Source organism: Frigoribacterium sp. CFBP 8759 (assembly GCF_014841655.1).
Lineage (GTDB): Bacteria > Actinomycetota > Actinomycetes > Actinomycetales > Microbacteriaceae > Frigoribacterium.
In genome coordinates, this window is record NZ_JACYUH010000001.1 from 534233 (window position 1) to 548822 (window position 14590).

At 73.5% G+C, this 14590-nt stretch carries 8 protein-coding genes; 5 read left to right on the forward strand and 3 right to left on the reverse strand.

The genetic code is table 11. The features are described from left to right. Positions 1-173 precede the first annotated feature (173 nt). From IFT79_RS02495 to IFT79_RS02510, 4 genes are all read left to right on the forward strand, one after another. The gene (locus IFT79_RS02495; protein WP_192122820.1) at positions 174-1673 is read left to right on the forward strand and encodes an MFS transporter; all 1500 of its coding nucleotides are present in this window, start codon (positions 174-176) and stop codon (positions 1671-1673) included. 260 nt (positions 1674-1933) lie between these two features. After that, positions 1934-7369, forward strand: a complete 5436-nt coding sequence (locus IFT79_RS02500; RefSeq protein ID WP_192122821.1) for a beta strand repeat-containing protein — start codon at positions 1934-1936, stop codon at positions 7367-7369. A gap of 224 nt (positions 7370-7593) precedes the next feature. Next, positions 7594-7926 carry a hypothetical protein gene (locus IFT79_RS02505; protein WP_192122822.1) on the forward strand — a complete coding sequence of 111 codons (333 nt, stop codon included), beginning with the start codon at positions 7594-7596 and terminating at the stop codon, positions 7924-7926. Between the two features lie 296 nt (positions 7927-8222). After that, the gene (locus tag IFT79_RS02510) at positions 8223-9176 is read left to right on the forward strand and encodes a nuclear transport factor 2 family protein (RefSeq protein ID WP_192122823.1); all 954 of its coding nucleotides are present in this window, start codon (positions 8223-8225) and stop codon (positions 9174-9176) included. Here IFT79_RS02510 and IFT79_RS16800 read toward each other — a convergent pair. Further along, positions 9173-9679 carry a VanZ family protein gene (locus IFT79_RS16800; protein ID WP_123571659.1) on the reverse strand — a complete coding sequence of 169 codons (507 nt, stop codon included), beginning with the start codon at positions 9677-9679 and terminating at the stop codon, positions 9173-9175. The genes IFT79_RS02510 and IFT79_RS16800 overlap by 4 nt on opposite strands. A gap of 146 nt (positions 9680-9825) precedes the next feature. Here IFT79_RS16800 and IFT79_RS02520 point away from each other — a divergent pair, with 146 nt between their 5' ends. Beyond that, positions 9826-10533: a hypothetical protein gene (locus IFT79_RS02520; RefSeq protein ID WP_192122824.1), complete on the forward strand. Its 708-nt coding sequence runs from the start codon at positions 9826-9828 to the stop codon at positions 10531-10533. 101 nt (positions 10534-10634) lie between these two features. On the opposite strand, the gene IFT79_RS02525 is transcribed toward IFT79_RS02520, so the two are convergent. Both IFT79_RS02525 and IFT79_RS02530 read right to left on the reverse strand, forming a co-directional pair. After that, positions 10635-12185 (reverse strand): glycosyltransferase, encoded by a 1551-nt coding sequence (locus IFT79_RS02525; RefSeq protein WP_249407722.1) that lies wholly within the window; start codon positions 12183-12185, stop codon positions 10635-10637. Continuing rightward, positions 12182-14446, reverse strand: coding sequence for a glycosyltransferase (locus IFT79_RS02530; protein WP_192122825.1), 2265 nt, complete (start codon positions 14444-14446; stop codon positions 12182-12184). The genes IFT79_RS02525 and IFT79_RS02530 overlap by 4 nt, the downstream gene beginning before the upstream one ends. Between the last annotated feature and the right edge of the window lie 144 nt (positions 14447-14590).

Consider the following 14590-nt stretch of genomic DNA (forward strand, 5'->3'; position numbering starts at 1 on the left):
CCGGATCGCCGCCCGGTTCGCTCGCCGCGAGCGAACGCCGTTCGGTTTCTCGTTCGGGGGCCTTGCGAGCCCCCGGGGGTGGCATGTCACACTGGATGAGCGCCCTCGTCGTGGAGTGGCAATCCCCCCAATCCACCCGCCAGCAGCATGGCCCGCGACGAGTGTGCTGCATCGTGCAGACCGGGGTCGACCACGAGTCGGCCGCCGACGTCCACGATGCCCCCGACGAGATGATCGCCGTGCGCACGCGCCCCGGGCCCGGAGGCATTCCCGTGACCGACACCCTTCAGCGCCCGCCCCAGACCTCGAGCACGCCCGCCGTGCGCACGCCCGCCGCCGCACCTCCCCCGCGCTCGTCGTCGACGCACCCGCGCGACACCCGCCCCACGCCCCAGCCGCACCGCCTGACCCCCTCGGGCGTCGTCGGCATCGCCGTGCTCGGCCTCGCGACGTTCTTCGCGATCACCACCGAACTGAGCCCGGTCGGCCTCCTCTCGACCATGAGCACCGACCTCGGCGTCAGTGAGGCGCGCATGGGCGTCGTCGTCACGGTGTACGCCGTGGCCGTCGCCGCGTTGGCCCTGCCCCTCACCTGGGCCACCGCACGCTTCCCCCGCAAGGCCGTGCTCGTCACGACCCTGGTCGGCTACACGGCCTCGAACCTGATGGTCGCGCTCGCCCCGAGCTTCGGCGTGCTGCTGACCGGTCGCGTGGTCGGTGGCATCGCGCACGCCCTGTTCTTCTCGGTGGCCTCGGCCTACGCGACGCGCATCGTGCCGCCGCGCCTGGCGGGCCGCGCCATCGCCTTCGTCTACTCGGGCAGCTCGCTGGGCTTCGTCGTCGGCGTGCCGCTCGCGACGACGGTCGGCGACCAGCTCGGCTGGCGTCCCGCCGTGGGCGCGGTCGCCGTCGCCACCGCGGTGCTGGCCGTCGTGGCCGCGCTGTTCCTGCCGCACGTCCAGGGCGAGTCGTCGCCGCACGTCGGCTCGGTCCGCTCGTGGGCACGCTCGGGGCTGCTCGCCGTGGTCGTGGCCGACCTCATGCTGTTCGCCGGCCACTACGTCGTCTACACCTTCATCGGCCCGTACCTGACGGGGGCCGGCCTCGGCGAGGACCTCGTCGGCGGCGCCCTGCTCGTGCTCGGCGGCACGGGCGTGGTCGGCCTGCTCGCGGCCGGCGCGTTCGTCGACCGGGCACCCCGGCAGACGCTGATCGTCGCGGTCGCGGTGATGATCGGCGCCCTGGCCGCCCTACCGTTCGTGCACGGTTCGCTCGTCGGCACGTTCGTGGTCGCGGGGCTGTGGATGGCCGCCAACGGCACGACCGGGACGCTCTTCATGGCGGCCGCGATCCGCACCGGCGGGGTCAGCCCCGACATCGCGGGCGCGCTGATCAACGCCGGCTCGAACGTCGGCATCGCCGCCGGTGCCGCGATCGGCGGGCAGGTCTACGGGATGACGGGCCTCGCCACGGTGCCGTTCGCCGCCGCGGCCATCGTCGCGATCAGCCTCGTCGTGATCGTGGCGGGCCGACGCGGATTCCCGCTGACCGGTCACGCGCAGGCGACCCTGTCGACCTCGTCGCTCGCGGTCATCACCTCGTCGGTGGCGGTCGTCACGACGTCGATCCCGACCGTGGGCCAGGGCCACGGCGGGCGTCGCCCCCGCCGGTAGGACGCAGGAGGCGCGGGTCGCGTCCTCGGCACCGCCATCCGCCCCGCTGTACCCCGATGTCCCCCACAAGGCGGACGAAATCACCCCTGCTCTGGGGACTCCACTCGACAAACGAGAAGCTTTACTGTCGAGGCATCCACTTCCGTGGAGCCCCCGTACCCGTGGGGGCGACACGCGGGCACCTGAACCCCCGCGTGTCGAGCAGGACCGACGTCCGACCGGATCCGACCCGGCCGGACGCCCCACCCGAGGACACCCCCATGTCGCTTCTCCGCGCCTCCGTGCGCCCCCGTCGTCGCGCCCTCTCGTTCGCGGCCTTCGCCACCGCCTCCCTGCTGGCGGCCGTCGCCGTGACCCAGGCCGTCTCGCCGGCGCCGGCCCAGGCCGCCGCAGCGCTCTCGTGCGACCAGAACACGATCTACGCGACGGCCGGTCAGGGCCAGTTCGTCGCCATCAACGTCGCGGCCAACACGGTGTCCGACGTGATCGCGGGGACGGCGAACCCGTTCTCACCGGCCAACAACGGCCTCGGCGTCGGGCGGAACGGCCTCGACGCCTACGCCTTCACCAACGGCGCGGCCAACAACTCGAACGGCAACACGCTCGCGCGCTACGACTCGGCGGCCGGGGCCGTCACGACGGTCGCCAACGCGAACCCGTCGGGCGCACCCGCCTCGACCCTGCGGGGCGCCGTCAACCCGGTGACCGGGATCTACTACTACGCGACCGGTGGCGACCCGTCGACGATCTCGGCGTACGACCCGAAGACCGGGGACAAGATCGGCGTCGTCGGCCGCATCCCCGGCCTGCAGGCCGGCAACGGCGACTTCGCCTTCAGCACGCAGGGGCTGCTCTTCGTCGTGGCGAGCAACGCGGTCTACCGACTGAACGACGAGACGATCCCGACCACGGCCGGCACCACCTCCCTCGCCGCCACCAAGCTGACCGATCTGCCCACGGGCACCAACAGCCCCGGCATCGCCTTCTCGTCCGACGGCTACCTGTACGTCTCGTCGGGCATGCAGATCATCAAGCTCGACTCGAGCTCGGGTACCGAGGTCAGCCGCATGACGACCCCGGCCATCAGCAACGTCACCTCGTACTCCGACCTCGCGAGCTGCAACTACGCCAACACCCTGACGGGCAAGGCGGACGTCACGGGCCGCTGGAAGTCCGGCGACCAGTTCGCCCTCAAGGTCGACGGCGGCAACCTCTCGTCGCCGTCCACCGCGACGACCTCCGGCACCGCGAACGGAGTCCAGGCCCAGAAGGCCGGCGCCGCGCTCGCGATCCCGGCCCGGACGTACACCGTCTCGCAGACGGCGGGCAACAGCTCGACGCGCCTCGCCGACTACTCGACGACGTACCGCTGCGCGAACGTCACCGACGACGCGACCGTCGCGTCGGGCTCGGGCAACACCGCGCAGTTCACCTTCCCGGCCGCGACCAGCGCCGACGGCACGGACGTCGTGTGCACCTTCGCGAACACCGTTGCGGCGATCTCGGCCGCAGCCTCCGACGACACCGGGACCACCGCCTCCGGAACCTCGCTGAGGGTCGGCGCGCCCGGCGTCCTCGCCGACGACGCGGGCACCGACCTGACCGTGACGTCGAACACGCAGCCGGCGCACGGGCAGGCCACCGTCGCTGCCGACGGCTCGTACGTCTACACGCCCGCGACGGGCTTCTCGGGCACCGACACCTTCCAGTACACGACGACCGACGGAGGCGGTGGCACGTCGACCTCGACGGTCACGATCACCGTCACCCCGGTGAGCAGCGACGACGTCGCGACCGCCCGTGCCGGCCAGGCCCTCGTGGTCGACGCGGCCTCGGGCGTCCTGGCGAACGACTCGGGCACCGGTCTGACCGCCGCCGTGGCGACCGGACCCTCTCACGGCTCCCTCGTGCTCGGTCGTGACGGCTCGTACCGCTACGTCCCGGCCGACGGGTTCTCGGGCACCGACACCTTCACCTACACGGCCACGGACTCCGAGGGCGCGAGCACCACGAGCACGGTGACCGTCACCGTGCTGCCCACCGCCGTCGACGACACGGCGAGCGCGGTCGCGGGCACCCCGACGACCATCGCCGGAAGCGCCCTGACCGCGAACGACGACGGCACCGGCCTGAAGGTCACCGCCGCCTCGACGCCGGGTCACGGCACCGCGTCGGTGACCCCCGCGGGCGACGTGCTCTACACGCCGGCCGACGACTTCTCGGGCACCGACCTCGTCGACTACACCGTCAGCGACGGCACGGGCGGCACCGACACCGGCACGGTCACCGTGACCGTCGCGCCGCGCGCCTCGGCCGACACCGCCGACGCCGTCGCGGGCTCGGCCCTCGACGTGCCCGCCGGGCGTGGACTGCTCGGCAACGACGGGGGCACCGGTCCCCTCGAAGCCACCCTCGCCACCGCCCCGACCACCGGCACCGTCGTCGTCAACCCCGACGGCTCGTACGTCTACACGCCGGCGAAGGGCTTCTCGGGCACCGACGTCTTCACCTACACGCTGACCGACGCGAACGGCGTCACGAGCACCGGGACCGTCACGGTCGCCGTCGCCCCGAAGGCCGTCGACGACGCCATCACCGTCGTGGCGGGCGGAAACGCCCACGTCGACGGACCCGGCGTGCTCGGCAACGACCTCGGCACCGGCCTCGGCGCCGCCATCGTGACCGGCCCGCAGCACGGCAGCGCGACGATCGCGCCGAACGGCGAGTTCGACCACACGCCCACGCCCGGCTTCTCGGGTACCGACACCATGACCTACCAGGTCACCGATGCCGCGGGTCGCACCTCGACCGCGACGGTGACGATCACCGTGAAGCCGGTGGCCGTCGACGACGCGGCGACCACGCCGAACGGCACCACGGTGACCACGCCCGCCTCGGCCGGACTGCTCGCCAACGACCTCGGCACCGGGCTGCGCGTGACCGACCACGGCACGCCCGCCCACGGCACCGTGACGGTCGACGCCGACGGCAGCTGGAGCTACACGCCGGACGCCGGCACCTCGGGCACCGACTCGTTCGAGTACCAGGTGACGGACGCCGCGGGGCAGACCGCGACGGCTCGCGCCTGGGTCGTCGTCGGCGACCTGGCCATGGCCGACCAGGGCACCGCGACCGCCGGTCGCGACCTGACCGTGTCGGCGAAGGACGGCCTCCTCTCCAACGACCGCGGCACCGGCCTGGCGGCCACGCTCGACGGGACCCCGCACCACGGCGACTTGACCGTCGCGACGGACGGCTCGTACGTCTACGCCCCGGCGAAGGGCTTCTCGGGCACCGACAGCTTCACCTACACCGTGACCGACGTCGAGGAGCAGACGAGCACGGGCATCGTGACGATCGTCGTCCTGCCCGACGCCGTCGACGACACGACCTCGACGACCGCCGGCACCACGGTCACGGTCACGGCCCCCGGCGTGCTCGGCAACGACCTCGGCACCGACCTGCGCGCCGAGATCGTCGACGCCCCGACCCACGGCACGGCCACGATCGCGGCCGGCGGCACCATCACCTACACGCCTGCCGACGGCTTCTCGGGCACCGATCAGCTGACCTACCGCGCCACCGATGCATCCGGCGGCTCGGACGTCGCGACGGTGACGATCCACGTCGGTCCGATCGTGGTCGACGACTCGCCCGTCGGTGGCACCGTGGCCGACCAGCCCCTCGTCGTGGACGCCGCGCACGGGGTCCTCTCGAACGACAAGGGCACCGACCTGACGGCGAAGGTCACCGACCAGCCGAAGGCCGGCACCGTGACCACGGGCCCCGACGGTTCGTACACGTACACGCCGAAGCCCGGCACCTCGGGCAAGGACACCTTCGGCTACGAGGTCACGGACGGCAACGGACAGACCGGCACGGGCACCGTGACGATCGTCGTCAGCCCGAAGGCCGCCCCCGACGTCGCCTCGGTCGTCGCCGGTGACCGCGTCACCGTCGGCGCGCCGGGTGTGCTCGGCAACGACGTCGGAACGGGCCTGACGGTCACCACGGTGACCCCGGCCGCGCACGGCACCGTCACGATCGCGCCGGACGGCACGTTCGACTACACGCCGGCCCCGGGCTTCTCGGGCGACGACATCGTCGTCTACACGGTCACCGACCGGGACGGCGGCACCGCCACGGCGACGGTCACCGTCTCCGTGACGCCCCGCGCCCTCGACGACCGGTACTCGACGCCCGCCGCGACCACGCTCACCGTGCCGGCCCCCGGCTTGCTGGTCGACGACCTCGGCACCGGCCTGACGGTGACGGGCGTCGACACCCCGGCGCACGGCACGATCGACACCCGGCCCAACGGGTCGTTCGTCTACACGCCGGTCCCTGGTTTCTCGGGCACCGACCGGGTCGGGTACACGGCGACCGACTCGGCCGGCCGGTCGGTGAAGGCCACGGCGACCATCGTCGTCGGTGCCCTGGCGCTCGACGACACGGGCAGCACCCGTGCCGGCACCCCGCTGACCGTCGACGCCCCGCACGGCGTGCTCTCGAACGACTCGGGCAGCTCGCTGACCGCGACGCTCGACGCCGCGCCCACGCGCGGCACGGTCGAGCTGGCTCGCGACGGCTCGTACGTCTACACGCCGAAGCCCGGTTTCTCGGGCACCGACGCCTTCACGTACACGGCGACCGACGGTGAGGGGCAGACCCGCACGGGCACCGTCACCATCACGGTGCTGCCGACCACGGTCGACGACGCCGCCTCGACGCCGGCCGACACGACGCTGACCGTCGCCGCCCCGGGGGTGCTGGGCAACGACCTCGGCATCGGCCTGCGCGTGACCTCGACGGGTCTCGCGGCTCACGGTACGGCGACCATCGACCCCAGCGGCCGCCTGGTCTACACGCCGGACGCCGGGTTCTCGGGGAAGGACGCCGTGACCTACGCGGTGACCGACCGCGACGGCGGCACCGCGACCGCCACGGTCACCCTCACCGTGGGCGTCAAGGCCATGGCCGACTCGGGCAGGACGATCGCCGGCAAGCGGCTCGTCTCGGGCACGGTCGGCGGCGTGATGCGCAACGACGACGGATCGGCCCTCTGGGTCGCCCTGGCGTCCCCGCCGTCGCACGGCACGGTCACCCTCGACCGCGACGGTTCGTACGACTACCTGCCGGCCGCCGGCTTCGTCGGGGTCGACGCGTTCGACTACACCGCGACCGACGAGGCCGGGCAGACCGCCCGGGCGACCGTCGCCATCACGGTGCTGGGCGCGGCCGTCGCGGTCGACGACGAGAAGCGCGGCACGACCGACCACGCGGTCGCCGTCGACGTCACGACGAACGACGCCCCCACCGAGGGTGCGACCTTCGACCGCGGCACCGTCGTGATCGTCGACCCGGCCACCGGTGACGGGGTCAGCACGCTGACCGTGCCCGAGCAGGGCACCTGGACGGTCGTCGACGGAACCGTCGTCTTCACCCCCGCGAAGGGCTTTGACGCCAAGGCATCGGTGCAGTACCGCGTGACCGACACGGCCGGCGAGACGGTCCAGGCGGTCGTCACGGTGTCGTTCCCGATGATCCTGTCGGCGACGCAGCTGGCCTTCACCGGCAGCGCGTCGGTGCTCGGCATCGCCGCCATGGCCCTGCTCGGGGTCGCGCTCGGCCTGGCGCTCTCGCGTCGCGGCCGTCGCGTGGTCGGCCCGATCCGAGGCCGCCGCCGGGCCGAGTAGCCCCCGACGCGCCGACGTCCCCGTCCGCCCGCCCCTCCTGCCGAGGTGGCGGGAGGACGGGGACGTCCGTCGCACGGCAGTCCGTGCAGCGGAACGCTCTCGGCGGCTCCGCGGCACGCGACCCCGCCGGGGGTGTCATCCGTCGGGAGGACGCGCCCGCGGCTCGATGCTGAGAGGGTCACGAGGAGGCGGACGGGTCGTCGTCGAGGGAGAGAGGGATCGTCGTGACATCACCGGGAAGGACGTCGGAGCCGCGGTCCTGGGCCTGGGCCCTGGGCTGGCTGAGCCTGTCCGGCCCGGTCCTGCTGGTCGCGGGCAACGGCCCCTCGCTGATCGGCACCCCACTCGTGCCCTGGGCGAGCATCCTGCTGGATCTCTGGGCGGCCGTGTCCGTGTTCTTCGGAGTCGCCGCCGTCGCCTTCGCCCGCGACGACGTCGAGTCGGCTCCTGACGACCGACCGCGCGTCGTCACGGCCGGGATGGCGCTCGGCCTTCTCGGCCTGGCGGCCAGCGGGTGTCTGCTGCTTCTCTGGCTGCTGACGCCCCTGCCCTTCTGACCCGTGAGCGAGCGCCGGCAGAGACGGCGTGATCGTCGTGGACGACAGCGCCGGCGCGTGCCGGCGGCCCGCACGCCAGGAGCACGCCCCGCCGCCTCGCGACGGGTGTGAGCACGACTCGCGTCGGACACGCCGCAGGGACGCGAACGAGTGCGCCACGATCCTGCGCGGTCGGCGCAGGCGGTTCCACGATTCCGACCTCCACGTGAGTGGCTTACGAGAAAGTGCGTACCTGCCGACGACGGGGCTTCCTGCGATGCTGCGATCACCCGCCGACCACACGAGCAGGAGAGCACATGACGAACGACCTGACCACGCGCAGCTCCTCCCGCCGCCTCGCCCGCGGCACGGCCGTCCTCGCCGGAGTCGCCCTCCTCACCGGACTCGGCGTCGCCACGCCGGCGGCCGCTGCTCCCGGGACCCCACCGAAGTCGACCGTGACGGCTGCCGCGGACCGGCGAGACACCACCAGCGAACACCGCAACGCCTGCGCCGTGCGGACGCTCCTCACCCAGACCTTCGCCGACCCGGACGGCACGTCCTCCCGCGAGCTCGCGGCCCGGCTCGTCTCCCCGACCGCGGTCGCGCACGGAGCAGGGACCGCGGCGGGGCCGGAGGGATTCCTCGCCCAGTTCGCGGCGGACCGCATCCGCGTTCCCGGTGCCCACGCCGTGATCAAACACGTCGCAGCCGACGGCGACCTCGTCGCGGTGCACTGGCAGATCACGCCGGACCCCGGCGACGAACGACGCGGTGACGCCGCCGTCGACCTGTTCCGCCTCGAGCACGGCCGGATCGTCGAGCACTGGTCGCTCGAGCAGCCCGTTCCGACCGGCACACCGGCCAGCGGGAACACGAACTCGATGTTCAGCGACCTCTACCGGTCGGCGCGTCCGACCGCCGCGCCGTCCGAACGTCAGGAAGAACGCAATCGCGTCCTCGCGGTGTCGGCGTACGACACGCTGTTCCGGGACCACGACCCCTCGATCCTCGACCGCGCGTTCGACCCCGCGTACCTGCAGCACAACCCGGTGGCTCCGAACGGGACGGCAGCGCTGAAGCAGCTGTTCGGGAGCGGTGCGCAGTTCCCGGCGCAGCAGTCCGTCATCTCGCTCTCGGACGGCGACATCGTCTGGACCTTCTCGCAGGCGGTCGGCGCGAAGCCCGGGGACCCGCTGCTCGCGGCCGACCTGTTCCGCATCGACGGCGGCCTCATCCGCGAGCACTGGGACGTGGTCCCCACCGACTAGCCGCCGAGGCGGCCTCGCGCACCGGGCGTGCGGCGTCGATGCCAGGTGAGGGCACTCGCCGCGAGCACGCCCCCCACGACGGCACCGACGGTGTTGGTGATCCAGTCACTCGTGTCGCAGGCCCGACCGATCACCACCACCAGCGCCTGGAGCAGCTCGATGGCACCCGACAGTGCGACGGCACCGAGAACTGCCACCACCGGTCGTCGCCAGAGCACCCCCGCGAAGAACGAGACCGGGACGAACAAGAGGACGTTCGCGGTCGACTCCACCGCAGTGGGCGAGAGGTACGGCAGGCCCGGGTTGCACGTGATGCCCGGGTAGGGCGCGCCATCCGGGTACAGCGTGAGCGCCAGGACCGCGAGCACTGCCAGGCCGAGGAGAACGCCGGTCGTCCGTCGGCGTCCCACGAGCCACAGTCCGGCGACCGGACCGACGACGACGACGCCGACCAGGACCGAGAAGGCGAGCCACGGCACCAGGGCGAGCACGGTCGAGAGCACGGACCGAGACTAGGACACGTCGGATCTGCTGAACGCGGCGGTGGAGGTCACGGCGGGGTAACGAAGTAGATGCGTTCCAATCCTTTTCGGGCCCGGTGGCGAACCCAGTACATCCCCACCGGGACCAACTGACAAGGAGCTTCACCATGAACGCTTTCACTCGCAAGAACATCACCAAGACCACCCTCGGCCTCGTCGCCTCGGGCGCCCTGATCTTCTCCCTCGCCGCGTGCTCGATGGACTCCGGCACCTCGACCGACACGTCCTCCTCGTCGAGCTCGTCGTCCTCCGAGCCCAGCGCCGCGTCGACGCCCGCCGCGTCCATCGCCGACCTCAGCAACGGCGTCGACACCCAGGTCGCCGTGGACGCGTCCTTCGTCGACGCCCTCACGAGCCTGGGCCTGACCCCCGGCGTCGTGGGCACCGCGACCTTCACCGACGGCACGTTCGCGTTCCCCATCACGGGCGGCAACGTCGACTACTACGGCCCCGACAGCGACGTGCGACCCTACGTCCAGGGCGAGATCGACCACGACGGCTCCGGCCTGTCGCTGACCGCCGCCGACGGCACCGTCGTCGAACTGACCGACTTCCGCATCGACCCGGGTGAGAGCAAGCTCTACGGCACCGTGACCGCCAACGGTACCGTCGCCGCCGAGGACGCCTACCTCTTCAACCTCTGGGGTGGCACGCTGAAGCCGATCCAGATGGAGGGCTCGAACGCCGTCCTCGAGGGCACCACGGTGCACATCAGCCCCGACGCCGCGTCGCTGCTGAACCAGACCTTCAAGACCGACGCCGTCCAGGACGAGATGCTCGTCGGCGTCGCGAAGATCACCGCCGCCACGGAGTAGTACCTGTCTGGCCGCACTCCGCCTCGCGAGGTGCGGCCAGGAAACCGGGTCGTCTCCGTGACGACGCACCGGCCCNGCTCGTGCCCGTCCGGGCGTCTCGGTCAGCCGCGCCCGGTCAGCGCCGCGTGGGCTCGTGCCCGTCCGGGCGTCTCGCGCAGGGACGCCGCCAGCCCGGCCAGGCGCCCGGCCGCACCGGGGTCGCGCGTCGGCAGGTCGAGCACGTGCCGCAGCGCCTCCGCCAGTTCGTCGACCGTCGCCGTGTTCGGGGCGAGCGCCACGCCCACCCCGGTGCGCTCGAGGGCGGCGGCCCCGGCGAACTGGTCGGTCGAGAACGGCAGGACGACGACGGGCACGCCCGCGGTCATCGCCTCGGTCACGCTGTTGTTGCCGCCGTGCGTGACGGCCGCGGTCGCCGCGTCGAGCAGCGTCACCTGCGGCAGGAACTCGCGGACGAGCCAGTCGCTCGGCACCTCGCCGAGGTCGGCCCGGTCGCCCGAGCCGAGCGCGATCGCGGCCCGCACCCCGACCCGACGCAGGGCCTCGGCCACGCGCCCGAGCACGTCCGACCGCACCGAGAGGAAGCTGCCGAAGCTGACGTAGACGAACGGGGCGGGATCGGGGTCGGACGTGGGGTCGAGGTCGGGGTCGGGGTCGGACGTGGGGTCGCGATCGGGGGTGGGGTCGAGGTCGGGCGCGGGCGCGGGGTCGGCGCCGTCGGCCAGCCAGGCGGCGACCTCGGCGTCCACCGGCTCGGCACGCACGGCCGATCCGAGCCAGACGTGCGGGGGCAGCAGGGCCTCGCGCTCGGGGTCGGCCAGCTCGCCCGGGTAGTTGTAGAGCAGCAGGTCGCCGTGCTCGCCGAAGGCGCTCGTCGACGGCGGCAGGTGCGGAGCGAGCTCGGCCAGCGCGGCGTTCCACTCGGCGGTGAACGAGGCGTCGACCCGCTCGCACAACTCGCGCAGCCCGGCGACGCCGTCGGGCGCCGCGCCGGCGTCGGATCGCACCGCCGACGCATCTCCGGCAGCTCGCACCACGCTCGCGTCGTCGAACCGCGTTCCGGGGTGGTTCGACGACTCGACGGTGGTGCGGCCTCCGGCCAGCGCCGGGTCGGCACCGGCGCCGGCACCGCCGAACGCCGCGGGCCAATCGGGCGGGCAGCCGTACACCTCGTCGCCCACGGGCAGCGCGGTCGGGTGCCCCAGCACGACGTCGGCGAACGGCACGCCGCCGGCCACGAGCGCGAGCCGGGCGCTGAACGCGAGGTGGTCCACGACGATCTGGTCGGGCTGGACGGCGGCGACCACGTCGAGCACGGCCCGGGCCGTGGCGACCGGTTGCCACATGAGGTCGGTGAGGCGTTCGCGCGCCTGGTACGAGAGCGTCTCGACCATGCCGAGCCGGGTGGCGTCGAAGAAGCCGCGCAGCGACGCGTCCTCCTCGGCCACCTGTTCCTCGGCACGGATCACCCCGGGGTTCGAGCCGCGCCCGAGCTGCAGGTGCACGCGCTCGAAGCCGAACGACTCGACGATGGCCGCGGTGGCCGGGCCGGTCGCGACGACGACGCGCTCGCCCCGGTCGCGCCACTCGGTGGCCAGGGTCGCGAGCGGCAGCAGGTGCGACGCGTAGTCGGGGCTGACGACGAGCAGGGTCATCGTGCGCTCACGCTCCACTCGCGCTGTTCGAGCTCGTCGTGGTGCACCGTGTCGTAGACGCCCGACAGCGACCGCGCCATGGCCTGGATCGTGAAGGACCGCTCGACGGTGTCGCGTGACCGGGCCGCGCGCGCCTCCGTCGTCTCGACCGAGGCCGCGGTGAGCGCCTCGCCCATCGCGAGGCGCAGGGCGTCGACGTCCCAGGTGCGGGTGAGCCAGCCGGTGTCGCCCTGGCGCACGTAGGTCGAGGGCCCGCCGCCCTGCGGCGCGACGACGAGCAGACCGGAGCCCATCGCCTCGAGCAGGGCGATGCCGAACTCCTCTTTCAGGCTGCCGCAGACGTAGACGCCGCGGGGCGCCGCGAGCCCGGGCAGGCCGAAGCGGGCCGCGGCGACCCACCGGGCGACCGTGTCGTTCGGCCGGTGGCCGGGCAACAGGAGTCCGGAGGCGCGGTGCCGGCTCGCGGGGACGATCGCGTCGATCAGGTCGAGCTGTTCGCGCTCGTCGGCGCTCGGGTGCTCGAGGTCGCCGCCGATCAGCAGGAGGTTCGCGCGGTCCCGCAGGGGTCCGTCGGCCCAGGCCTCGACGATCGTCGCCATGCCCTTGACCCGGTGCAGTCGTCCGACGCTGACCAGCAGCGGCAGGCCGCGACGCTCGGGCGGCAGGGTCTCGAGCAGCGCGCCCAGCTCGGCGAGCGGCGGGGTCGCGGGCAGGCCCGCGGCGTGCTCGGCGGCCTCGGCGACCGAGCGGTCGACCACACCGAGGTCGATGCCCTCGGGCACGATCGTGTGGCGCTCGGGGTGCGACGTGACGTCGATGCCGACGAGCTCGCGCATGTCGCGCTCGAGCTCGGGCCGGGGGAACAGCACGGTGTGCGACGCGTTCGACGCGAGCTGCTGGACGAGCCGGGTGCGGAACCAGAAGTGCTCGACCTCGTCGACGTCGCCGAAGGTCTCGCGGGTCAGCGCGCCCGACAGGTCGAGCGACTGGATGACGGCGTGCGGGTCCGGTGCCACCGTGAAGACGACGGGGATGTCGAGCTCGCGGGCGACGTCGGCCGCCGCGAGGCTGCCCACGTCGGCCATCCGCAGGTGCAGCAGGTCGACGCCGCCCGCGGCGCGCAGCACCCGCCGGATGCCGCGCCGGGCCGCCACCCGCAGCGGCCACGCGGTCGCCGACGAGACGGGGTCGCTGAGCAGCGGCACGCGTCCGTAGACGTGTCCGGAGGCGCGGGTCGCCAGATCGTGGACGCTCTCGACCGCCGCGTCCGCCGACCCGCGCGAGAGGGTGACCACCCGCTCGACGCGACGGTCGCCGAGGGCCGGCACCGCGCCTCCTGCGGGGAGCACGGCTCCGGCGGGGAGCACGCCGCCCGCGGCGAGCGCGTCGCCGAGCCGCACGAGCAGCGTCGCGATGCCGCCGTTGTCGCCGCTGCCGGCGTGGGTGAGGCCGGCGTCGATGTCGGCGTGCAGGAAGAGCTGCGCGATGGTGAGACCGTCGCGCCCGGCGGGGTGGTCGCCGTCGGGTCCGTCCTCGACTCCGCGGTCGTGCACCCGGTGGCCGTCGGGCACCTCGTCCGGGGCGGAGAGGTCGATCGCGGACAGGCGCGCGACGTCGCCGAGGTAGCCGTCGTGGCGGGCGAGCTCGTGGACGACGGCGGCGACCGCCTGGTCGCCACGACGCTGGCCGAGGGCCGAGACGGCGGCGACGCGGACGTGCTCGTCCTCGCCCCGGTCGCGGGCGATCGTCAGCAGCGGGCGGGAGGTGATGCGGGCGCGCACGAGGCCCAGCGTCTCGACCAGGCGGTACCGGGCGTCGGGCTCGTGCACGCCGATCAGGGCGCCCTCGAGGGCGACGCCGACCACGGCGGGGGCGGCCGACGACCACTGCTCGAGCGTGCGCTGGGCGACCATGCCGGTGAAGCCCCCGGCGACGACGAGCCCGATCAGCCGACCGACCGTGTCGTAGCGGGGCAGCCGCTGGCTGAGCGCCGACGCGGCGTGCTCGCGGAGGAAGGTGCGGTCGCTCGACAGCAGATCGCTCAGCACGACGTCGGCCTGCTCGTCGAAGACCTGCGCGAGGGCGTTCGTCGCCGCGATGGCGACGAGCTGGTCGGGGCTGCCGAGCGCGCCGCGCAGCACGCGGATCGTCCGGGCCCCGCCGGTGCGCGCGGCGTCGAGCGCGAGGTCGTCGGCGAGGCGCATCGAGTCGACCAGGCGGTCGGCCTCGTGGATCGCGTCGAGCGAGGTCTGGATGCCCATGGCGGTGCCTCTCGGGTGCGGCGGGGTGGTGGTGCGGTGCCCGGCCCGGGGAGCCCGGGGCCTGGTGGAGCCTATCGCCGCCCGGTGGCCGCCCGGTGGCGGGCCGGTGTGCTCGACGCCGCGGGGGTCCGGTACCGTCGTGGG

Bases quoted from the DNA above. Each gene is read 5' to 3' on its own strand.
- IFT79_RS02530 (WP_192122825.1), bottom strand. From the start codon at position 14,446: ATGGGCATCCAGACCTCGCTCGACGCGATCCACGAGGCCGACCGCCTG.
- IFT79_RS02500 (WP_192122821.1), top strand. From the start codon at position 1,934: ATGTCGCTTCTCCGCGCCTCCGTGCGCCCCCGTCGTCGCGCCCTCTCG.
- IFT79_RS02510 (WP_192122823.1), top strand. From the start codon at position 8,223: ATGACGAACGACCTGACCACGCGCAGCTCCTCCCGCCGCCTCGCCCGC.
- IFT79_RS02525 (WP_249407722.1), bottom strand. From the start codon at position 12,185: ATGACCCTGCTCGTCGTCAGCCCCGACTACGCGTCGCACCTGCTGCCG.
- IFT79_RS02520 (WP_192122824.1), top strand. From the start codon at position 9,826: ATGAACGCTTTCACTCGCAAGAACATCACCAAGACCACCCTCGGCCTC.